Source organism: Streptomyces sp. TBY4 (assembly GCF_024213195.1).
Classification (GTDB): domain Bacteria; phylum Actinomycetota; class Actinomycetes; order Streptomycetales; family Streptomycetaceae; genus Streptomyces.
Genome location: NZ_JANAVF010000004.1, coordinates 161,298 through 182,820 on the forward strand (window position 1 = coordinate 161,298; position 21,523 = coordinate 182,820).

Annotated in this window: 19 protein-coding genes and 1 pseudogene; 10 read left to right on the forward strand and 10 right to left on the reverse strand. The window is 72.0% G+C overall.

The features are described 5' to 3' along the window. The first annotated feature begins 134 nt into the window (after window positions 1-134). The 3 genes from afsQ1 to NLX94_RS11460 are packed head-to-tail and all read left to right on the forward strand — an operon-like array spanning window position 135 to window position 2,933. On the forward strand, window positions 135-812 hold the full coding sequence (gene afsQ1, locus NLX94_RS11450) for a two-component system response regulator AfsQ1 (protein ID WP_254382550.1): 678 nt from the start codon (window positions 135-137) through the stop codon (window positions 810-812). Beyond that, window positions 809-2,293 (forward strand): HAMP domain-containing sensor histidine kinase, encoded by a 1,485-nt coding sequence (locus NLX94_RS11455; RefSeq protein WP_254382551.1) that lies wholly within the window; start codon window positions 809-811, stop codon window positions 2,291-2,293. Before afsQ1 ends, NLX94_RS11455 begins: the two co-directional genes overlap by 4 nt. After that, complete coding sequence (locus NLX94_RS11460) at window positions 2,277-2,933, forward strand: hypothetical protein (protein ID WP_254382552.1); 657 nt, start codon at window positions 2,277-2,279, stop codon at window positions 2,931-2,933. Before NLX94_RS11455 ends, NLX94_RS11460 begins: the two co-directional genes overlap by 17 nt. Before the next feature lie 77 nt (window positions 2,934-3,010). Here the strand turns inward: NLX94_RS11460 and NLX94_RS11465 are convergent, their stop codons facing one another. The 3 genes from NLX94_RS11465 to NLX94_RS11475 form a co-directional block, all read right to left on the reverse strand. Beyond that, a complete protein-coding gene (locus NLX94_RS11465) occupies window positions 3,011-4,660 on the reverse strand; it encodes a phospho-sugar mutase (protein WP_254382553.1) in 1,650 nt (549 codons plus the stop codon). Window positions 4,661-4,699: 39 nt separating this feature from the next. Further along, on the reverse strand, window positions 4,700-5,506 hold the full coding sequence (locus NLX94_RS11470) for a purine-nucleoside phosphorylase (RefSeq protein ID WP_254382554.1): 807 nt from the start codon (window positions 5,504-5,506) through the stop codon (window positions 4,700-4,702). Window positions 5,507-5,721: 215 nt separating this feature from the next. Further along, a complete protein-coding gene (locus NLX94_RS11475) occupies window positions 5,722-6,159 on the reverse strand; it encodes a gamma-glutamylcyclotransferase (RefSeq protein ID WP_254382555.1) in 438 nt (145 codons plus the stop codon). A gap of 198 nt (window positions 6,160-6,357) precedes the next feature. Between NLX94_RS11475 and NLX94_RS11480 the strand changes: the two genes are divergently transcribed. Together NLX94_RS11480 and NLX94_RS11485 are read left to right on the forward strand one after the other, a co-directional pair. Next, on the forward strand, window positions 6,358-7,797 hold the full coding sequence (locus NLX94_RS11480; protein WP_254382556.1) for an NAD(P)H-quinone dehydrogenase: 1,440 nt from the start codon (window positions 6,358-6,360) through the stop codon (window positions 7,795-7,797). A 175-nt stretch (window positions 7,798-7,972) separates the two neighbouring features. Beyond that, on the forward strand, window positions 7,973-8,929 hold the full coding sequence (locus tag NLX94_RS11485) for a DeoR/GlpR family DNA-binding transcription regulator (RefSeq protein ID WP_308402413.1): 957 nt from the start codon (window positions 7,973-7,975) through the stop codon (window positions 8,927-8,929). A gap of 100 nt (window positions 8,930-9,029) precedes the next feature. Here NLX94_RS11485 and NLX94_RS11490 read toward each other — a convergent pair whose 3' ends face one another. After that, complete coding sequence (locus tag NLX94_RS11490; RefSeq protein ID WP_254382557.1) at window positions 9,030-10,784, reverse strand: biotin carboxylase N-terminal domain-containing protein; 1,755 nt, start codon at window positions 10,782-10,784, stop codon at window positions 9,030-9,032. Between the two features lie 423 nt (window positions 10,785-11,207). On the opposite strand from NLX94_RS11490, the gene NLX94_RS11495 reads away from it, so the two are divergent. Next, on the forward strand, window positions 11,208-11,774 hold the full coding sequence (locus NLX94_RS11495) for a hypothetical protein (protein ID WP_254382558.1): 567 nt from the start codon (window positions 11,208-11,210) through the stop codon (window positions 11,772-11,774). On the opposite strand, the gene NLX94_RS11500 is transcribed toward NLX94_RS11495, so the two are convergent. From NLX94_RS11500 to NLX94_RS11515, 5 genes and pseudogenes are all read right to left on the reverse strand, one after another. Next, window positions 11,755-12,363, reverse strand: coding sequence for a nucleoside triphosphate pyrophosphatase (locus tag NLX94_RS11500; RefSeq protein ID WP_254382559.1), 609 nt, complete (start codon window positions 12,361-12,363; stop codon window positions 11,755-11,757). The two genes, NLX94_RS11495 and NLX94_RS11500, sit on opposite strands and share 20 nt — an antisense overlap. Before the next feature lie 48 nt (window positions 12,364-12,411). Continuing rightward, the gene (mmpB, locus tag NLX94_RS38900) at window positions 12,412-12,546 is read right to left on the reverse strand and encodes a morphogenic membrane protein MmpB (RefSeq protein ID WP_302169215.1); all 135 of its coding nucleotides are present in this window, start codon (window positions 12,544-12,546) and stop codon (window positions 12,412-12,414) included. A 98-nt stretch (window positions 12,547-12,644) separates the two neighbouring features. After that, the gene (locus NLX94_RS11505; RefSeq protein ID WP_254382560.1) at window positions 12,645-12,854 is read right to left on the reverse strand and encodes an acyl-CoA carboxylase epsilon subunit; all 210 of its coding nucleotides are present in this window, start codon (window positions 12,852-12,854) and stop codon (window positions 12,645-12,647) included. Window positions 12,855-12,876: 22 nt separating this feature from the next. Next, a complete protein-coding gene (locus tag NLX94_RS11510; RefSeq protein ID WP_254382561.1) occupies window positions 12,877-14,472 on the reverse strand; it encodes an acyl-CoA carboxylase subunit beta in 1,596 nt (531 codons plus the stop codon). A 162-nt stretch (window positions 14,473-14,634) separates the two neighbouring features. Continuing rightward, window positions 14,635-15,470, reverse strand: a pseudogene (locus NLX94_RS11515) (RNA-guided endonuclease InsQ/TnpB family protein); the annotation flags it as partial. Between the two features lie 88 nt (window positions 15,471-15,558). On the opposite strand from NLX94_RS11515, the gene NLX94_RS11520 reads away from it, so the two are divergent. Together NLX94_RS11520 and NLX94_RS11525 are read left to right on the forward strand one after the other, a co-directional pair. After that, window positions 15,559-16,422: a biotin--[acetyl-CoA-carboxylase] ligase gene (locus NLX94_RS11520; protein WP_254382562.1), complete on the forward strand. Its 864-nt coding sequence runs from the start codon at window positions 15,559-15,561 to the stop codon at window positions 16,420-16,422. A gap of 136 nt (window positions 16,423-16,558) precedes the next feature. After that, window positions 16,559-17,743: an adenylate/guanylate cyclase domain-containing protein gene (locus tag NLX94_RS11525; RefSeq protein ID WP_254382563.1), complete on the forward strand. Its 1,185-nt coding sequence runs from the start codon at window positions 16,559-16,561 to the stop codon at window positions 17,741-17,743. Here NLX94_RS11525 and NLX94_RS11530 read toward each other — a convergent pair. After that, window positions 17,727-18,983 carry a transposase gene (locus tag NLX94_RS11530; protein ID WP_254382564.1) on the reverse strand — a complete coding sequence of 419 codons (1,257 nt, stop codon included), beginning with the start codon at window positions 18,981-18,983 and terminating at the stop codon, window positions 17,727-17,729. The two genes, NLX94_RS11525 and NLX94_RS11530, sit on opposite strands and share 17 nt — an antisense overlap. Window positions 18,984-19,135: 152 nt before the next feature. Here NLX94_RS11530 and NLX94_RS11535 point away from each other — a divergent pair, with 152 nt between their 5' ends. Beyond that, window positions 19,136-19,936, forward strand: coding sequence for an enoyl-CoA hydratase/isomerase family protein (locus NLX94_RS11535; RefSeq protein WP_254382565.1), 801 nt, complete (start codon window positions 19,136-19,138; stop codon window positions 19,934-19,936). Between the two features lie 111 nt (window positions 19,937-20,047). Next, on the forward strand, window positions 20,048-21,166 hold the full coding sequence (locus tag NLX94_RS11540) for a sensor domain-containing diguanylate cyclase (protein WP_254382566.1): 1,119 nt from the start codon (window positions 20,048-20,050) through the stop codon (window positions 21,164-21,166). Window positions 21,167-21,523: the final 357 nt, after the last annotated feature.

The following is a 21,523-nucleotide window of genomic DNA, read 5'->3' on the forward strand; positions in this document are numbered from 1 at the left end:
CGAGATAACCGGGGTGTCCTTCGACTGTCACAGGCCTGTCACAGGCGTCCGGGAGCGGCCGTGCCCGGAGTCGTGCCCGGATTGGAGCCGCAGGGCAGTCGAAGTCCCGAGGGGCGATGGGACAGAATGAGCCCGTGCCTTTCCTGTTGCTCATCGAGGACGACGACGCCATCCGCACGGCCCTCGAACTCTCCCTGTCACGCCAGGGCCACCGTGTGGCCACCGCGGCGACGGGCGAGGACGGCCTGAAACTGCTGCGCGAGCAGCGACCCGACCTGATCGTGCTCGACGTCATGCTGCCCGGCATCGACGGCTTCGAGGTGTGCCGGCGCATCCGCCGCACCGACCAGCTGCCGATCATCCTGCTCACCGCGCGCAACGACGACATCGACGTGGTCGTCGGCCTGGAGTCGGGGGCCGACGACTACGTCGTCAAGCCCGTCCAGGGCCGGGTGCTCGACGCCCGCATCCGGGCCGTGCTGCGTCGCGGCGAGCGCGAGTCCACCGACACCGCCGTCTTCGGGCCGCTGGTCATCGACCGCTCCGCCATGACGGTGACCAAGAACGGTGAGGACCTCCAGCTCACCCCGACCGAGCTGCGGCTGCTCCTGGAGCTCAGCCGCCGGCCCGGCCAGGCGCTCTCCCGCCAGCAGCTGCTGCGGCTGGTCTGGGAGCACGACTACCTCGGCGACTCGCGCCTCGTCGACGCCTGCGTGCAGCGGCTGCGCGCCAAGGTCGAGGAAGTGCCCTCGTCGCCCACCCTGATCCGTACCGTGCGGGGCGTCGGCTACCGGCTGGACTCCCCGCAGTGATCCGAGCCCTGTTCGCGGGCCGGCGCTGGACCAGCCTGCGGCTGCGGCTCCTCGTCGTGTTCGCACTGGTCGCGCTGACGGCCGCCGTCTCCGCGTCCGGGATCGCGTACTGGCTCAACCGCGAGGCCGTCCTGACCCGGACCCAGGACGCCGCCCTCGGCGACTTCCGGCAGGAGATGCAGAACCGGGCCGCGGCGCTGCCCGCCGACCCGACGCAGGAGGAGCTGCAGCACACCGCCGAGGCGATGGCGGGCAGCAGCCCCGGCTACAGCGTGCTGCTCGTGGACGAGAAGGACGGCCGCAAGGTGTCCGGTACGGCCGGTCCCGACGCCTTCTCGCTGGCCGACGTGCCGAAGTCGCTCCAGCACGCCGTCGACGACCGGCAGAAGACCACCTCCGCCAACGACGCCGCCTACCACGTGTACTGGCAGCGGACGAAGCCGGGCGGGAACCCGTACCTGGTCGGCGGCACCCGGATCGTGGGCGGCGGGCCGACCGGCTACATGTACAAGTCCCTCGCCCAGGAGCGCGACGACCTCAACGCCCTGGCCTGGTCGCTGACCATCGCCACCGGGCTGGCGCTGCTCGGGTCCGCGCTGCTCGCGCAGGCCGCGGCCCGTACGGTGCTGCGGCCCGTGCAGCGGCTCGGCGACGCGGCGCGCCGGCTCGGCGAAGGGGAGCTGGACCACCGGCTGGAGGTGTCGGGGACGGACGAACTCGCCGACCTGGCGCACACCTTCAACAAGACGGCGGAGGCGCTGGAGAAGAAGGTCGCCGACATGAGCGCGCGGGAGGAGTCCAGCAGGCGTTTCGTCGCGGACATGTCCCACGAACTGCGCACGCCGCTCACGGCGTTGACGGCGGTCGCCGAGGTGCTGGAGGACGAGGTCGAGTTCCTCGATCCGATGATCGCACCGGCGGTGGGTCTGGTCGTGAGCGAGACCAGGCGGCTGAACGACCTCGTGGAGAACCTCATGGAGGTCACCCGCTTCGACGCGGGAACGGCGCGGCTGGTCCTGGACGACGTGGACGTCGCCGACCAGGTGACGGCGTGCATCGACACGCGCGCCTGGCTCGACGCGGTCGAACTCGACGCGGAGCGCGGGATCGTGGCGCGGCTCGACCCGCGGCGGCTCGACGTGATCCTGGCCAATCTGATCGGCAACGCGCTCAAGCACGGCGGTTCGCCGGTACGGGTCTCCGTCCGCGTGGAGGGGGACTGGCTGGTCGTGGCCGTACGGGACAACGGGCCGGGCATCCCCGAGGAGGTGCTGCCGCACGTCTTCGACCGGTTCTACAAGGCGAGCGCCTCGCGGCCGAAGTCCGACGGCAGCGGGCTGGGCCTCTCCATCGCGATGGAGAACGCGCACATCCACGGCGGCGACATCACCGCGGAGAACGGGGCGGAGGGCGGTGCGCTGTTCACGCTGCGGCTGCCGGTGGACGTGGGAAAGGTGATCGCCGGTGACGACGAGGCGTAGCGCGGCGGCCGCCGCGGCGGCCATGGGCCTGCTCTGCCTGGGCCTCCTGCCGGGCTGCGGGATCCGGGCGACCACCGTGCCGGTGGACGTGGGACCGGCGCCCTCGCGCGTCTCGTGCAAGACGCCGGCGGGCACGGAGGCCTCGGCGGCCGGGGTGCAGGGCATCCGGGCCACGGTGGAACTGGTCTGCGGGGCGCAGCTGGTGGGTGTCCAGCGGGTGGTGCCGGTGCCGGAGAAGCGGCCCGCGCGGGACGTGCCGGTGCTGGTCACCCAGGCCCTGCTGGAGGTGCTCCAGCGGGAGCCTTCGGCGCAGGAGCGGGAGGCCGGCTTCACGACGGAGGTGCCGGCCCTGCTGACGGCCTCGGCGCCGCGGCCGGGCGATCCGGCGGGCACGGTACGGCTGAGCCGCAAGCCCGAGGACCTGCCGCCGGTGGCGCTGTCGCAGCTGGTGTGCACGCTCGCGGGGAGCGACGCGGTGTCGGCGGGGGCCGGCCCGGTGGTGCTGGGCGGTCCCGGCGAGGATCCGCCGCGGGCCTGGGAGTGCACGCCCGCCGTCCGCTCCCGCCCGGATTCGGTCCCGACCCTGGGCGACGTGGTGCGGCCGACGGGGAGCCCGGCTCCGAGTCCGTCGGCTTCCTGACGCGGAGGCCCGGAGACCTCGGATACGACGTGGGCCCCCGAGCTGCTGCTCGGGGGCCCACGTCGTACGGAGCGGCGCTAAATGCCGGCCGCCGCCGCGAGGTCCTTCTTGATCGCGTCCAGGACCTCCTGGCCGCGGGCGCGGGCCGGGAGCAGGTCCGAGGCCTCCGCCACCGGGACCACGACCTCCAGGTAGCACTTGAGCTTGGGCTCCGTGCCGGACGGGCGGACGATCACCCGGGCCTTGTAGTCGCCCTCCAGGTAGTAGCGCAGCCCGTCCGTGGGCGGGAGCGTCGCCGTGCCCCGGTTCAGGTCCTCCGCCGAGGTGACCCGCAGGCCCGCCAGCGAGGCCGGGGGCTCCGCGCGCAGCGCCGCCATCGCCGAGGCGATGACCGACAGGTCCTCCACGCGGACCGACAGCTGGTCGGTGGCGTGCAGGCCGTGGGCCATGGCCAGGTCGTCCAGCAGGTCGGTCAGGGTCCGGCCCTGCTCCTTGAGCTCCGAGGCCAGTTCGGCGACGAGCAGGGCGGCCGTGACGCCGTCCTTGTCGCGGACGCCCTCGGGGTCCACGCAGTAGCCGAGCGCCTCCTCGTACCCGTAGCGCAGGCCCTCGACCCGGGAGATCCACTTGAAGCCCGTCAGGGTCTCCTCGTAGCCGACGCCCGCGGCCTCCGCGATCCGGCCCAGCAGGCTGGAGGAGACGATGGACTCGGCGAAGACGCCGGTGGCGCCCTTGTGCACCAGGTGGGCGGCGAGGAGCGCGCCGACCTCGTCGCCGCGCAGCATCCGCCAGCCGGAGGCCGAGGCGGCGTCCGGGACGGCCACCGCGCAGCGGTCGGCGTCCGGGTCGTTGGCGATGACGATGTCGGGATTGACCCGGGCGGCCGTCGCGAAGGACAGGTCCATCGCGCCCGGCTCCTCCGGGTTGGGGAAGGCCACCGTCGGGAAGGCCGGGTCCGGCTCCGCCTGCTCGGCCACGAGGACCGGTTCCGGGAAGCCGGCGCGGGCGAAGGCGGCCAGGACCACGTCCTTGCCGACGCCGTGCATGGCCGTGTAGACGGTCCGCACGCCCCGGGGGGACCCGGGGGTCAGGACGGCGTCCGTACGGGCCAGGTAGGCCTCCAGGACCTCGTCGCCGAGGTCCTGCCAGCCGTCCTCGGCCCGCGGTACGTCGGCCAGCGCGGCGATCGCGTCGATCTGCGCGGCGATCTCCGCGTCGGCCGGGGAGACGATCTGGGAGCCGTCGCCGAGGTAGACCTTGTAGCCGTTGTCCCGGGGCGGGTTGTGGCTCGCGGTCACCTCGACGCCGGCGACGGCGCCCAGGTGCCTTATGGCGTACGCGAGGACGGGCGTCGGCAGCGGCCGGGGCAGGACGGCGGCGCGCAGCCCGGCACCGGTCATCACCGCGGCGGTGTCGCGGGCGAAGTCGGCCGACTTGTAGCGGGCGTCGTAGCCGACGACGACCAGGCCGCCGGCGTGGCCCTGGGCCTTGAGGTAGGCCGCGAGGCCCGCCGCGGCGCGGATGACCACGTTGCGGTTCATCCGCATCGGGCCCGCGCCCAGCTCGCCGCGGAGTCCGGCGGTGCCGAACTGCAGCATGCCGGAGAAGCGGTCCGCGAGCTCGGTCGTGTCACCGGCCTCGATGAGCTTCGCGAGCTCGTCCGCGGTCTCCGGGTCCGGGTCCTCGGCCAGCCAGGCCTGCGCCCGTGCGATCAGATCGTCCTGCACGTCCTGCACTACCTCTCGTCGGTCGGTCGGGTCGCTCGATCAGATCCGGGCGAGGACCTGGGTCAGCAGCTTGCCCATGCGCGCGGCCGAGTCGCGGCCGGCCTGGAGCACCTCTTCGTGGTTCAGCGGCTCGCCGGAGAGGCCCGCCGCCAGGTTGGTGACCAGGGAGATGCCGAGCACCTCGGCGCCGGCCTCGCGGGCGGCGATGGCTTCCAGCACGGTGGACATGCCGACCAGGTCGGCGCCCATGACGCGGATCATGTTGATCTCGGCCGGGGTCTCGTAGTGCGGGCCGGGGAACTGCACGTAGACGCCCTCTTCGAGGGTCTCGTCGATGTCCTTGCACATCGCGCGCAGGCGCGGCGAGTACAGGTCGGTGAGGTCCACGAAGTTGGCGCCGACGATCGGCGAGGTGGCCGTGAGGTTGAGGTGGTCGCTGATCAGGACCGGCTGGCCGGGCTTCATGCCCTCGCGCAGGCCACCGCAGCCGTTGGTCAGGACGACGGTCTTGCAGCCGGCCGCGACGGCCGTGCGCACGCCGTGGGCGACGGCGGCGACGCCGCGGCCCTCGTAGTAGTGGGTCCGGCCGAGGAAGAGCAGCGCGCGCTTGTCGCCGATCTTGTACGAGCGGATCTTGCCGCCGTGGCCCTCGACGGCGGGGGGCGGGAAGCCGGGCAGCTCGGTGACCGGGAACTCGGCCTCGGGCGCGCCGAGCGCCTCTGCGGCGGGGGCCCAGCCGGAGCCCATCACGAGGGCGACGTCGTGGGTCTCGGCGCCGGTCAGCTCGCGCAGGCGGGCGGCGGCGGCGTCGGCGGCGGCGAAGGGGTCGGTAACAGATGCGTTCACGCGGAAGAGCGTAGCCGCTCTTCGCCTACGCGCGTAGATGGCACCGCTCACGGTATTCGGATCGTTGCTTTGTCGTTTCCGACCAAATGTCCCGGGCGGTGTGGGCGGGGGTCGGTGGGCTCCTGCGGCGCCGTTGCCGGGGGCTCTGCCCCCGGGCCCCCGCGCCTCGAACGCCGGCGGGGCTGGATCTGGCCGGCGGGCCGGATCTGCCGGATTCAGCAGGGGCGCTTGCGGAGTTCCATCACGTAGTCGTGCGGGGCGCCCGCGGATTCGGCGGCGTCGGCGAGTTCGCCCAGGTAGCGGGCCGAGGGCAGGCCGCCCTCGTAGCCGTTGAGGACGTACACCCAGGCCGCCTCCTCGCCGTCCAGGGTGTGCACGCGCACCCGCAGGCGGCGGTAGATGTCGAGCCCGACGCCCTCCCACCGGTCCATGGAGTCCTCGTCGAGCGGGGCCACGTCGTACAGCGCGACGAAGACCTGGTGGCGCGGCGCTTCGACGATCGTCGCCAGCGCGCCCTCCCAGCCCATCTGCTCGCCGCCGAAGGTCAGCCGCCAGTCGTTGATCCAGCCCGTGCCGCGCAGCGGCGAATGCGGAGCGCGGCGCGTCATCAGCCGCGGGTCGAGGTTGCCGGCGTACGCGGCGTAGAGCGACATGTGGTCGAGGGTACGGGAGGGGCGGCCCCGGCTGCGCTCCCGGCCGTCCGTGCGGCCCGCGTCCCGGATGGTGGGACCGGGCGTGAAGCACCTTGATGCGTGCGGGACAATGACGTACGGAATGCATCCCCCGGGGAGACCCCCCGGAAGCCCCGGCCGGGGCGGCAGCCGGCCGGGTAGACGTGAGGCGGAGTTTTCGTGACCCGGATCGTGATCATCGGCGGCGGACCCGGCGGGTATGAGGCGGCCCTCGTGGGGGCCCAGCTCGGCGCGGAGGTGACCGTCGTGGACTGCGACGGTCTGGGCGGCGCGTCGGTGCTCACCGACTGCGTGCCCTCCAAGACTCTCATCGCGACCGCCGAGGTCATGACGACCTTCGACTCGTCGTACGAGGAGCTCGGCATCGTCGTCGCGGACGACACCCCGCACATCGAGCAGGCCGCGCGCGTCGTCGGCGTGGACCTCGGCAAGGTGAACCGGCGCGTCAAGCGCCTGGCGCTCGCCCAGTCCCACGACATCACCGCCTCCGTCACCCGGGCCGGCGCCCGGGTCGTACGGGGCCGCGCCAAGCTCGGCGGCCCGCAGGGCATCGACGGCACGCGGGACGTCATCGTCACCGCCGCCGACGGCTCCGAGACGATCCTCACCGCCGACGCGGTGCTCATCGCGACCGGCGGTCACCCCCGCGAGATCCCCGACGCGATGCCCGACGGCGAGCGGATCCTGAACTGGACCCAGGTCTACGACCTGGAGGAGCTCCCGGAGGAGCTCATCGTGGTCGGCTCCGGCGTGACCGGCGCCGAGTTCGCCGGCGCGTACCAGGCCCTCGGCTCGCGGGTGACCCTCGTGTCCTCCCGCGACCGCGTGCTCCCGGGCGAGGACCCGGACGCCGCCGCGGTGCTGGAGGACGTCTTCCGGCGCCGCGGCATGAACGTCATCGGCCGCTCCCGCGCCGAGTCCGCCAAGCGGGTGGGCGACCGGGTCGAGGTCACCCTCTCCGACGGCCGCGTCATCACCGGCACGCACTGCCTGATGGCGGTCGGCGCGATCCCGAACACGGCGAACATGAACCTGGAGGAGTCCGGGGTCAAGCTCAAGGAGTCCGGGCACATCTGGACCGACAAGGTCTCCCGGACCTCCTCGCCCGGCGTGTACGCGGCCGGCGACGTGACCGGGATCTTCGCGCTGGCCTCGGTGGCCGCCATGCAGGGGCGCATCGCGATGTACCACTTCCTCGGCGACGCGGTGGCTCCGCTGAACCTGAAGACGGTCTCCTCGAACGTCTTCACCGACCCCGAGATCGCCACCGTCGGCTACACCCAGGCCGACGTGGACGCCGGCAAGATCGACGCCCGGGTCGTGAAGCTCCCGCTGCTGCGCAACCCCCGCGCCAAGATGCAGGGCATCCGGGACGGCTTCGTGAAGCTGTTCTGCCGTCCGGGCACCGGGATCGTCGTGGGCGGTGTGGTCGTCTCCCCGCGCGCGAGCGAGCTCATCCACCCGATCTCGATCGCCGTGGACAACAACCTGACGGTCGAGCAGATCGCAAACGCGTTCACCGTGTACCCCTCGCTGTCCGGTTCGATCGCCGAGGTCGCCCGCCAGCTGCACACGCGCAAGGCCTCCGGCGAGGCATAGGCGTCGATAACGACCCTGGTGCGCAAGGGTTTTGGAGTGGACGGTCGGCCCGTCGCGGAGCAGGTGCGCGGCGGGCCGACCGCGTATACCACTAACTGCCCCACGGTATGGACAACTTCGGAATTCCGGCGCAAGGAGCTGAAAGCAGACGGTCACCCGGGTTACTGTCAGTTTCGTGTTCGCTGCAGAACGTCGCCAATTGATCCTCGAAATGGTGCGGGCCAACGGAGCGGTATCGCTCCGGGAGCTCGCCCGCGTCGTCCAGACCTCCGAAGTGACCGTACGGCGGGACGTGCGGGCACTGGAGGCAGAAGGACTCCTCGACCGCCGGCACGGCGGTGCGGTACTGCCGGGCGGTTTCACGCGTGAATCCGGCTTTCCGCAAAAGTCCCATCTCGCGACGGCGGAGAAGACCGCCATCGCCGATGTCGCGGCCGGACTCGTCGAAGAAGGCGAGGCCGTGGTCGTCGGCGCCGGCACCACCACCCAGGAGCTGGCCCGCCGGCTCGCACGGGTGCCGGGACTCACCGTCGTCACCAATTCCCTGCTCGTCGCACAGGCGCTGGCCCATGCGAACCGGGTGGAGGTGGTGATGACGGGCGGAACCCTGCGCGGCTCCAACTACGCGCTGGTCGGCAGCGGTGCCGAGCAGTCCCTCCAGGGGCTGCGGGTCTCGCGGGCCTTCCTCTCCGGCAGCGGTCTCACCGCGGAGCGCGGGCTGTCCACCTCCAACATGCTCTCCGCGAGCGTGGACCGGGCGCTGGTGCAGGCCGCGGCGGAGGTGGTGGTCCTGGCCGACCACACGAAGCTCGGGACGGACACCATGTTCCAGACCGTGCCGACCGATGTGATCACCCGACTGGTGACGGACGAGCCGCCGCCGCACGACGACCGGGCCGGTACGGAGTTGCAGGCGCTGGCGGACCAGGGCGTGCAGATCACTGTGGCCGGGGGATCCGCCTCCGGCGGCGCCTCTGGCGAGGGGATGGCCGGGCGTCGCCCGCGCCGGGAGTCACCCTTGCCGGTGCAGCGCCGGGGCGGCCCGACGGCGCAGCTGCGTAGCGCGGGACCGCCGCCGTTGCACGAGCAGCAGGCGGAGCGGGCGCGGGTCGCGGACATGCGGCGCCGCTGAAAGATCGCCTCAAACGCCGGCGGGGCTGGATGAATCCAGCCCCGCCGGTGCTTGAGGAGCGGGGTCCGGGGCCGGGGCCCCGGACGCCCGGTTGGGGACGTCAGTCCTTGATTTCGCAGATCGCCGCGCCCGAGGTGATCGACGCTCCGACCTCCGCCGCGAGGCCCACGATCGTGCCCGAACGGTGCGCGTTCAGCGGCTGTTCCATCTTCATGGCCTCGAGGACGACGATCAGGTCGCCCTCGTTGACCTGCTGGCCCTCCTCGACCGCGACCTTCACGATCGTGCCCTGCATGGGCGAGGCCAGGGTGTCGCCGGAGGCGGCAGGGCCGGACTTCTTGGCCGCGCGGCGCTTGGGCTTCGCGCCGCCCGCGGCCGCGGTACGGGCCAGGGTCATGCCCAGCGAGGACGGCAGGGAGACCTCGAGCCGCTTGCCGCCGACCTCGACGACCACGGTCTCGCGGCCCGGCTCGTCCTCGGAGTCCTCCGCCGCGGGAACCGCGAACGCCGGGATCTCGTTGACGAACTCGGTCTCGATCCAGCGGGTGTGGATCGTGAACGGGTCGGAGGTGAAGGCCGGGTCGACGACGACCGCGCGGTGGAACGGGATGGCCGTGGCCATGCCCTCGACGTTGAACTCCGCCAGCGCGCGGGCGGCGCGCTGCAGCGCCTGCTCGCGGGTGGCACCCGTGACGATGAGCTTGGCGAGCAGGGAGTCCCACGCCGGGCCGATGACCGAGCCGGACTCGACGCCCGCGTCGAGGCGGACGCCCGGACCGGTGGGCGGGTCGAACTTGGTGACGGTGCCCGGAGCCGGCAGGAAGCCGCGGCCCGGGTCCTCGCCGTTGATGCGGAACTCGAAGGAGTGGCCGCGCAGGACCGGGTCCCCGTAGCCGAGCTCCTCGCCGTCGGCGATGCGGAACATCTCGCGGACCAGGTCGAGGCCGGTGACCTCTTCCGTGACCGGGTGCTCGACCTGGAGACGGGTGTTGACCTCCAGGAAGGAGATCAGGCCGTCGGCGGAGACCAGGAACTCGACGGTGCCGGCGCCGACGTAGCCGGCTTCCTTCAGGATCGCCTTCGACGCCGCGTACAGCTCGGCGTTCTGGGCCTCCGTCAGGAACGGCGCCGGGGCCTCCTCCACCAGCTTCTGGTGGCGGCGCTGCAGCGAGCAGTCACGGGTGGAGACGACGACCACGTTGCCGTGGGAGTCGGCCAGGCACTGGGTCTCCACGTGCCGCGGCTTGTCGAGGTACTGCTCGACGAAGCACTCGCCGCGGCCGAAGGCGGCGACGGCCTCGCGGACGGCGGAGTCGTAGAGCTCCGGCACCTCTTCGAGGGTGCGGGCGACCTTCAGGCCGCGACCGCCACCGCCGAAGGCGGCCTTGATCGCGATGGGCAGGCCGTGCTCCTTGGCGAAGGCGACGACCTCGTCCGAGCCCGAGACCGGGTCGGGCGTGCCGGCCACCAGCGGCGCGCCGGCGCGCAGCGCGATGTGGCGGGCGGCGACCTTGTCACCCAGGTCGCGGATGGCCTGCGGCGGCGGGCCGATCCAGATCAGGCCCGCGTCGATGACGGCCTGCGCGAATTCGGCGTTCTCGGAGAGGAAGCCGTATCCGGGATGGATGGCGTCCGCACCGGAGTCGGCTGCGGCCTGCAGGATCTTGGAGATGTCCAAGTAGCTGGCGGCCGGGGTGTCACCGCCCAACGCGAACGCTTCGTCGGCCGCGCGGACGTGCAGAGCGTCCCGGTCCGGGTCGGCGTAGACGGCTACGCTCGCGATCCCGGCATCCCGGCAGGCCCGAGCAACGCGGACTGCGATTTCGCCACGGTTGGCGATGAGCACCTTGCGCACGATGGCTCCCTCCTTGAAACAAGCTGAGTTTAGGGACAGCCCACACGGCCTTTCGACCCTTCCCCGGTGGTGACCTTGCCCACACGGACTGTGATCCGAGTGGACCCCGAGTCGATAAAACCCTTGTGGCGCCCCATGTCAGGGGGATCCCCGACTGCACAGTAACCCTGCCGTGTGTCCGGGGTCTCTGTTCCCCGGGTCAGCGGCCCAGGGTGATTCTTTGTCGAATCCCTACGAACGGCCCATGCATTCCTTGCCCGGGCGTGTTGTCGGCACCGGCGGGTCGCCGCACGGCAGCCCGACCGTAACGAAGCGGCCCCGGCCCCTTGTACCGAGGTTTACCCGTTAGTAGCCTCCAGGCGTCGAACGGGCTTGTGCATGCGGGGTGGGGGCGTCGTGGCTGGTGTGGGTGGCGTGGGTGGCATGGTGCTGCGGAGATCCGTGGCCGGAGCGACCGCGGTCGTACTCGTCGTGGAGGCGGCGGTGCTCGGCTTCGTCCACCTCGTCCTGGGCCGGACCACCGAGAACCAGTCGATGTCCATCGCGGGCGCCGATCCGGATGTCATGTCCAAGGCAACTTACGGGCTGGGCGCCGGCATGGCCGTGTTCCTGCTCGCCTGTGCGGTGTTCCTGCTCCTCGCCGCGGCCCGCGACCGGGCCCCGGGCTCCTTCGCGCGCGTGCTCCTGATCAGCGCAGCCATCACCCACGGAGTGCTCGGCGCCCTCGTCGTCGGCCTCGTGGGCTGGAGCGCCTTCGCGGTGATGATGCTGATCCTCTGCCTGCTGGTGCTGAGCCTGACGCTCTACGCGGCCAAGGGCGCGGGCGGGGCCGGAGACGGCTCCAGCGGCCCCCTGGACGGCTTCGGAGGCCCGGAGGGCCCGGGCGGCCCCGACGGGCGCCCCGAGGTCAGGGATACGCCGCCGGGCCACCCGCTCGCGGACTTCGGGGACTTCGGCAGGCTCGGGGACGTCAAGCCCACAAGTCCGTGATGGACACGCCCAGTTCGGCCAGCAGCGAGCGCAGCAGCGGCATGGAGATCCCGATCACATTGCCGTGATCCCCGTCGATCCCCTCGATGAACGGGGCCGACAGCCCGTCCAGGGTGAACGCCCCCGCCACGTGCAGCGGTTCACCGCTCGCCACGTACGCCGCCACCTCCGCGTCCGACGGCTCGCCGAAGCGGACCGTCGTCGAGGCAGTGGCCGAAACCTGACGTCCGCTCGCCGTGTCGATCACGCAGTGCCCGGTGCGCAGCACCCCGGCGCGCCCGCGCATCGACTTCCAGCGGGCCGTGGCCTCATCGGCGTCCGCCGGCTTGCCCAGCGCCTCGCCGTCCAGCTCCAGCACGGAGTCGCAGCCGATCACCAGGGCGCCCGCGGCCTCGTCCAGGGCCGCCACGACGGCCGCCTTCGCCTCGGCCAGGGCGAGCGCCAGCTCGGCGGGGGAGTCGGCGGTGAGGGCGTCCTCGTCGAACCCGCTCACGATCACGTGCGGGGAGAGCCCGGCCTGCCGCAGCAGGTTGAGCCGGGCGGGCGAAGCGGAGGCGAGGACGAGGGCGTGGCGGGGGGCAGCAGTCATGCCCGCCATCGTAGGGGCGCCGGGCCGGGCCCCGGAGGGCCCGTGGGGCTAGAAACCGCCCACGCCCAGCACGTACACGACGACGACCATCGCGATGACGACGACCACCGTCATCCGCCGGACCATCGCCGCGGCGTCGCGCATGTCCTTCGGCGGCTCGTTCTTCGGGTCTGACCAGAGCATGCTCCGATCCTGGCCCGGGCACACGCGTGGCGCCTGAGTACGGGTACTCAAGCGCCACGGGTGGTTCACGCCGACTTCATCCGGGGGCCGGTACGGGCCTAAGCGGGCCAGTACGTACGCCCCCACGCGCCCGGACCGGGGCGCGGCAGGGTCCGCCGGGCCACCCGGCCCGGCGCCGCCCACGCGTCGGTCACCCGCTCCGCGCCCGGCGGCACCGACGCGAGGGCCGCCGCGCGCGCTCGGACCACCGCCAGTGCGGCGGCCAGCTCCTCCGGGGTCGGGTTCCCCTTGACGACCTTGATCACCACTGCGAGCTCCTCGTACCGGCTGTTAGAGGGGGATGTTGCCGTGCTTCTTCGGGGGCAGCGACTCCCGCTTGGTGCGCAGCTGCCGCAGCCCCTTCACCACGTGCGCCCGGGTCTCGGACGGCATGGTCACCGCGTCGATGTAACCGCGCTCGGCGGCCGTGTACGGGTTCAGCAGCGCGTCCTCGTACTCGGTGATGAGCCGCGCCCGGGTCTCGTCGGCGGTACCGGCCTCCTCCGCTTCGGCGATGGCGCGGCGGTGCAGGATGTTGACCGCGCCCTGCGCGCCCATGACGGCGATCTGCGCCGTCGGCCAGGCGAGGTTGAGGTCGGCGCCCAGGTGCTTGGAGCCCATCACGTCGTAGGCGCCGCCGAAGGCCTTGCGGGTGATGACGGTGATCAGGGGGACGGTGGCCTCGGCGTACGCGTAGATGAGCTTGGCTCCGCGCCGGATGATTCCGTTGTACTCCTGGTCGGTGCCCGGCAGGAAGCCCGGGACGTCGACGAAGGTCAGCACCGGGATGTTGAAGGCGTCGCAGGTCCGCACGAACCGGGCCGCCTTCTCGGAGGCGTCGATGTCCAGGCAGCCCGCGAACTGCATCGGCTGGTTGGCGACGACCCCGACCGGGTGGCCCTCGACGCGGCCGAAACCGGTGAGGATGTTCGGCGCGAAGAGCGACTGGGTCTCCAGGAACTCCGCGTCGTCGAGTACGTGCTCGATCACCTTGTGCATGTCGTACGGCTGGTTCGCGCTGTCCGGGATCAGCACGTCGAGCTCGCGGTCGGTCTCGGAGACCTCGGTGTCGGCCTCCTCGGGGAAGGCCGGGGGCTCGGAGAGGTTGTTCGACGGGAGGTAGGACAGCAGCGACTTCACGTACTCGATGGCGTCCTTCTCGTCACCCGCCATGTGGTGCGCGACGCCGGACGTGCTGTTGTGCGTGCGCGCCCCGCCCAGCTCCTCGAAGCCGACGTCCTCGCCGGTGACGGTCTTGATGACGTCCGGGCCGGTGATGAACATGTGCGAGGTCTGGTCGACCATGACCGTGAAGTCGGTGATGGCCGGGGAGTACACGGCGCCGCCGGCGCACGGGCCGACGACCAGGCTGATCTGCGGGATCACACCGGAGGCGTGGACGTTGCGGCGGAAGATCTCGCCGTACATGCCGAGCGCGCTGACGCCCTCCTGGATGCGGGCGCCGCCGGAGTCGTTGATGCCGATCAGCGGGCAGCCGGTCTTCAGCGCGAAGTCCATCACCTTCATGATCTTCTGGCCGTAGACCTCGCCCAGCGCCCCGCCGAAGACGGTGAAGTCCTGCGAGAACAGGGCGACGGGCCGCCCGTCGACGGTCCCGTAGCCGGTGACGACGCCGTCGCCGTACGGACGGGTCTTCTCCAGCCCGAAGTTCGTCGACCGGTGCCGGGCGAACTCGTCCAGCTCGACGAAGGACCCCTCGTCCAGCAGCAGGGCCACCCGCTCACGCGCCGTCAGCTTCCCCTTGGCGTGCTGCTTTTCCACCGCCCGCCCGGACCCGGCGTGCGTGGCTTCCTCGACGCGGCGCTGCAGATCCGCGATCTTCCCCGCGGTGGTGTGCATGTCGATCGGCTCTGACGGTTGTGACATCGGGGTCGCGGCTCCCTGCGTGGTGTCAACTGCCTGGTGACTTACTTGGTTCTTACTAGCTACTGGTGCGTAGCGTATCGGCGGGCATGGCGCTCGGCGGTGCGGCGTTTGACACACCTCATCTGGCTTGCTTGGCCTCGCCGTCCCCCTTAGGGGCCTGCGTCCCGACCCTCGCGGGCGGGCTTCCTGCTTCACCGCGGACCGCCTGCCGGGAGGGTCCCCCGGCAGGTCTTCTGTCCACTCGACAGGCGGATACCGCCGACCCGGCGGCGAAGAGATGGACGGCGGCGTTGCCGTCCCGGTCATGAACGGCGCCGCAACCCTCACAGGTCCACGTGCGCACCTTCAGCGGCATGGCGGCGGCCACGTCACCACAGGCCGAGCACAGCTTCGAACTGGGGAACCATCGATCCACCACGATCTGCTCGCGCCCGTACCAGGCCGACTTGTACTCCAGCATCCTCCGCAGCTCGCGCCAGGCCGCGTCCGAGATGGCCCGGGCGAGCTTGTTGTTCGCGGGTGCGGGCCTTGGCTTGATTCCTGCTGCCCTTCTCCTTCCGGGACAGTGCCTGCTGTGCGCGGGCCAGTCGCTCCCGGTCGCGGCGCTCGTGCCTCGGGTTGGAGACCTTCTCCCCGGTGGAGAGGGTGACCAGGGTCGTCAGGCCGGCATCGATCCCGACCGCGGCGGTGGTGGCGGGCATGGGGGAAGGGACGTCCTCGCAGAGCAGGGAGACGAACCAGCGGCCGGCCGCGTCCCGGGACACGGTGACCGTGCTGGGCTCCACGCCTTCGGGGAGGCGGCGCGACCAGACGATGGGGAGGGCCGAGGTCCGGGCGTAGTTCACGCGTTCCCCGTGTACCCAGGCGTCATTGCGGGCGGTCAGCGCGAGGTTGTAGACCTTCCGCACGCACCCGAATGTCTTCGACAGCTCTGTCGCCTGCGCGTCATCAGGGTAAAAACGAAACCTGAACGCCCTCTTTACCGGAGAATCCCCCACGGCCCGGACGCTAGGGTCGATCACGATCCGTGTGCAATCCCGGGTCAGAGGGTCACACAAGGCGACGTAGCGACATAAGGATCCGATCATGTCATCAGATGCTTCAGCAGGTGCTTCCGCGGGCCGTTGGTCGAGTCTGGACCGGCCGCCCTTGAACGTCGCCGCGCTGCAGCGGGCCCTCGTGACCGGGGAGGGGCTGTGGACCTCGCTGGAGGTGGTGGGCTCCACCGGGTCCACCAACAGCGATCTCGCCGCCCGGGCCGCGACCCTGCCCGAGGGGGCCGTGCTCGTCGCCGAGGAGCAGACCGCCGGGCGGGGCAGGCTCGACCGGAGCTGGGTCGCGCCCGCGCGGTCCGGGCTGTTCTTCTCCGTACTCCTGAAGCCGGGGCCCGACGTGCCGCAGGAGCGGTGGGGGTGGCTGACGCTGCTGGCCGGGGTGGCCACCGCCACCGGGCTCTCGCGGGCCGCCGGGGTGGACACCGGTCTCAAGTGGCCCAACGACCTGCTCGTCACCGTGGACGGGGAGGAGCGCAAGACCGGCGGGATCCTCGCCGAGCGCGTGGGCGACGGGGTCGTCCTCGGCATCGGGCTCAACGTGACGCTGACCGACGCCGAGCTGCCGGTGGACACCGCCGGGTCGCTGGTGCTGGCCAAGGCCACCGTCACCGACCGGGACCCGCTGCTCAAGGCCGTCCTGCGCTCCCTGGAGCAGTGGTACGGGGACTGGCGCGCGGCCGGCGGTGATCCGGCGGCCAGCGGCCTGCAGGAGACGTACGCGGCGGGCTGCGCGACCCTCGGCAAGCACGTGCGCGCCGAGCTGCCGGGCGGGCGCACCCTCACCGGGACGGCCGAAGCGGTGGACACCGACGGACGGCTCGTCGTACGGACGGCCGAGGACCGGCACGAGGCCGTGGGGGCAGGGGACGTCGTCCATCTGCGCTCCGTGCGGTAGCCCGCGGGGGGAGCGCTCCGGGTGGTGGAGCGGGGGAGTGAGCTACGGCACACCTGCCGTATGGTTTAGGCGATCCCGGTGCTCCCGGCGATCACCCGGTTCGGCAGTGCGCACGGCAATGGACAGGAGGCGGCCCTTGACCGTCGACGACCCTCGGTCCAGCGCGCCCGCCCCCGGAACGCCCGCCCCCGGAACGACGACGGGCGGCTCGGGAGTCCACGCCACCCCGATCGGGCGCGAGCAGCACACTCCCCACCACGAGGTCGACCACACGGCCCAGCCGACGGCCGACCCGCTCGCGATCCGCCTGGAGCAGCTGATCCTGGGCGCAGAGCGCCGGTACACCCCCTTCCAGGCGGCCCGCAGCGCCGGTGTCTCGATGGAGCTCGCCTCCCGCTTCTGGCGGGCCATGGGCTTCGCGGACATCGGCCAGGCCAGGGCCCTGACGGAGGCCGACGTACTGGCGCTGCGCCGGCTCGCCGGCCTCGTCGAGGCCGGGCTGCTGAGCGAGCCGATGGCGGTCCAGGTGGCCCGGTCGACCGGGCAGACCACGGCGCGGCTCGCGGAATGGCAGATCGACTCCTTCCTGGAGGGGCTGACGGAGCCGCCGGAGCCGGGGATGACCCGTACGGAGGTCACGTACCCGCTGGTCGAGCTGCTGCTGCCGGAGCTGGAGGAGTTCCTCGTCTACGTGTGGCGGCGCCAGCTCGCGGCCGCCACCGGGCGGGTCGTGCAGGTGGCGGACGACGAGGAGATGGTCGACCGGCGCCTCGCGGTGGGCTTCGCCGACCTGGTGGGCTTCACGCGCCTGACGCGGCGGCTGGAGGAGGAGGAGCTCGGCGAGCTGGTCGAGTCCTTCGAGACCACCTCGGCGGACCTGGTGGCGGCGCACGGCGGCCGGCTCATCAAGACCCTGGGCGACGAGGTGCTGTACTGCGCCGACGACGCGGCGACGGCGGCGGAGATCGCGCTGCGGCTGATCGAGACGATGGAAGCCGATCCGCAGATGCCGGAGCTGCGCGTGGGCATCGCCTTCGGGACGGTGACGACCCGGATGGGCGACGTCTTCGGCACCACGGTGAACCTGGCCTCGCGCCTCACGTCCATAGCGCCGAAGGACGCGGTCCTGGTGGACGGCGCGATGGCCGAGGAACTGGGCCGCACGGGCGCGGCGCCGGTCTCGGAGAAGGAAGCCGAGAACGAGGAGGGCGGCGGCACCTACCGCTTCGCGCTCCAGCCGATGTTCCAGCGCCCGGTCCGCGGCCTCGGCGTCGTGGAGCCCTGGTCGCTGACGCGGCGGAGCCCTAAGATCCCCGGTTGACGTGCCCCCGGGCCGGTGGGCCCGGGGATCCTGCCGCGGCCGGTCGGTCGCCTGGGAGGCTTCCTGCTTCATCGCGCGGTGCCGGGACGGCTGTCCTGGTCTTCTCCGCGCTCTGCGAGGCGTTCAGCCTGTCCGCCCGTCCGGCGGCCAGGGTGTTCTTTGCTGCGTTCTCGTCGCGGTCGTGGACGGTGCCGCACCCCTGACAGGTCCATAGGCGGACGTGGAGGGGTTTGGGCCCGTCCTTGACGCCACAGGCGGAGCAGACCTGGGAGGTCGGCTCGAACCGGCCGATCTTCCCGAAGTAGCGGCCGTGCCGGACCGCCTTGTACTCCAGCATCCCGACGAACTGGGCCCATCCCGCGTCGTGGATGGATTTAGCCAGCTTCGTGCGGCCCAGGGCGGACACCGCGAGGTCTTCCACGTACACCGCTTGGTTGTCGCGGATGATCTGCGTGGATGCCTTGTGGTGCCAGTCCTTGCGCTGGTCGGCCACCCGGGCGTGCTGCCGGGCGAGCTTGATGCGGGCCTTGGCCCGGTTCCTCGACCCCTTGACCTTGCGGGAAACCTCCCGCTGGAGCCGCTTGAGCTTCTTCTCCGCTCGGCGTAGGAACCGTGGCGAGGAGATCTTCGTGCCGTCCGAGAGGACGGCGAAGGTCGTGAGACCGAGGTCAAGGCCGACTTCGGTCTCCCCCTTGGGCAGGATTTCCTGCCCGGTTTCCACTACGAAGCTCGCGAAATAGCGGCCGCAGGCATCCATGACCACGGAGAGGGATGTCGCAGGTGCGGGCAGGGCCCGGGACCATCGGATCCTGACGTTGCCGATCTTTGCCAGGTAGAGGGTGCCGTTCCCGCGCACCACGAACGCATTCGCGGTGAGGCGTATCGACTGTCGAGCGTCCTTGCGCGACTTGAAGCGAGGAGGGTCGATCCTTGGGCCCTTGCGCTTCCCCTTGACCGAGTCGAAGAAGTTCTTGAAGGCCGCGTCGAGGTCCCGTAGGGATTGCTGGAGAACGACAGCCGACACATCGGCGAGCCAACTGCGCGCCTCGGTGCGCTTGGCCTCCGTGATGCGCCTGCGCGACAGCTCGGCCGACGTCACGTACGGCAGCCCTGCCGCACGTGCCTGACGGCGATCGCGCAGGCAGTCGTTCCACACCACGCGCGCGCACCCGAACGCCTGGGCCAGTGCCTGGCGCTGGGCGGAGTCCGGGTACAGGCGGTAGTTGTAGCGCAGCTGCACAACGGTGACTGTAGGGATCGAATCGTGAGTTTTAGTGCGACGTTCGCAAAGGTCCCTTTCTGTCGAGAATTGGTTTGCCAGGGGTCTCCTTTTGAACTGCGTCGCGCGCTAGAGTCCGTTGATAACGGTCGTTAACTTGGAGGGTCGTAGAGATGTCGGAGCAGCGCTTCGGAGAGTTCGCCGTGGTACGTCGTGAAGGCGACGGGCGCGTCGCCGAGCTGGTGCTGGATCGGCCCAAGGCGATGAACGCCGTGTCCACGGAGATGGCGCGGGGGATCGTCGCCGCGTGTGCGGAGCTGGGGGCGGATCCGGCGGTACGGGTGGTCGTGCTCTCCTCGGCCGCCGAGAGGGCGTTCTGCGTGGGGGCGGACCTCAAGGAGCGGAACTCGTTCTCGGACGCCGAACTGCTGCGGCAGCGGCCGACCACGCGGGGTGCGTACGGGGGAGTGCTGGAGCTTCCGATGCCGGTGATCGCGGCGGTGCACGGGTTCGCACTGGGCGGCGGCTTCGAGCTGGCGCTCGCGTGCGATGTCATCGTGGCCGACGAGACGGCCGTCGTCGGGCTGCCCGAGGTGTCGGTCGGGGTGATCCCGGGCGGCGGCGGTACGCAGCTGCTGCCGCGGCGCGTGGGGGCGGCGCGGGCCGCGGAGCTGATCTTCACCGCGCGGCGGGTGGAGGCGGCGGAGGCGCTGGACCTCGGGCTGGTGGACTCGGTGGTGCCGGCGGGGACGGACCGCGAGGCCGCGCTCGCGATGGCGGCGGCGATGGCGGCGAACTCCCCGGTCGGGCTGCGGGCGGCCAAGCGGGCGCTGCGGCTCGGGCACGGCATGGACCTGGCGGCCGGGCTGGAGATCGAGGACGCGGCGTGGCGGACGGTGGCCTTCTCCGGGGACCGGGCCGAGGGTGTGGCGGCGTTCAACGAGAAGCGGAAGCCGGAGTGGCCGGGGGTGTGAGCGTGCCCCGGTTGCGCCCCGTAGGCCCCTTCGTGACACGTTGTGATCTTGGTGCGACTGAATGTCGCGCCAATTGTCACTAAATCGGACAAAACTCCCTAACCTGGGGTGATGGGTGTTGACGGGCGGCTTCGAGCCGTTGTGGGCCTCGCGCAGGCCATGGCTGCCGCGTGCACGCCGCGGGACAGCGTGCGGGCCGCCGCGCGCGGGGCGAGGCTGGCGATGGACGGCTCGTTCGCCGCGATCTCCGCGTGGGAGCGGGAACGGGGGCGCCTGCGGGTGCTCGTGAACGAGGGGGAGCGCCGGGACGGGGAGGAGGAGTTCCCCGAGGACGAGTCGTACCCCGTGCACGATTTCCCCGAGATCACCGAGTTCCTGCACGAGCGCTGGGTCGGCGGTGGCGGCCCGCACGCCTGGGTGGACAGCGCGGTCGGCGACCGGCCGGGACGCCGGGGCGAGGCGCTGCGGCGGCGCGGGCGCGGTACGTGCGTGGTGGCCCCGATCGTGCTGAGCGGGCGGGCCTGGGGCGAGCTGTACGTGGCCCGGGACGAGGGTATGGCGGACTTCGACGAGGACGACGCGGAGTTCGGGGAGGTCCTCGCGGCGGTGATCGCGGCCGGGCTGGCGCAGAGCGACCGGCTGGAGGAGGCCCGGCGGCTCGCCTTCACCGACCCGCTGACCGGGCTGGCCAACCGGCGGGCCGTGGACATGCGGCTGGACGAGGCGCTGGAGGAGCACCGGCGCGGCGGGGCCGGCGTGGTGGTGAGTCTGGTCGTCTGCGACCTGAACGGCCTGAAGAAGGTCAACGACACCCTGGGCCACGCGATGGGCGACCGGCTGCTGGAACGGTTCGGCTCCGTGCTCAGCCTGTGCGGGGCGATGCTGCCGGGTGCGCTGGTGGCGCGGCTGGGCGGGGACGAGTTCTGCCTGGTCAGCGTGGGGCCTTCGGCGGACGAGGTGGTACGGGTCACCGAGGAGGTGTGCCTGCGGGCCGCCGAGCTGGAGCTGGGGGAAGGGGTCGCCTGCGGGGTCGCCTCCACGGGGGACCCGATCGGGCCGGTGAAATCCTCCCGGCGGCTGTTCCGGCTCGCGGACGCGGCGCAGTACAAGGCGAAGGCGGCGCGGTCGGCGAAGCCGGTGGTCGCGGGGCGGGACACGGCGGTGGTCCGGCTCGCCGACGCGGAGCCCGGGGGGCCGGGGGAGCGGCGGCGCTTCCGGGGACGGGCCTAACGGTGCGGGGCCGGGCCCCCGGCGTGCCAGCCGAGCCCCCGGCACCCCGGCCGGGCGCCGGCACCCCGCTCCGGGCCCGGTGGCCCGCCCCGGGTTCCCGGCGCTCCGTGCCCGGGTGCCGGTGGTCCGATGGGGCGTCGGTGCCCCGTACGGGCGGTGCTTCCCCGCTCTGGCGGCGGGGTGGGTCGGCCCTGCGGGGCGGAGTCCCCTACCCGCCCTTCCACCGTTCCCCGGGCTCTGCCCGGATCCCGGTCCTCAGGCGCCGGACGGGCTGGAGGGGGTGCCGGGCTGCGCCCGGACCCCCTGGGGCTCCGCCCCAGGCCCCGCGCCTCAAACGCCGGCGGGGCTGGATTCGGC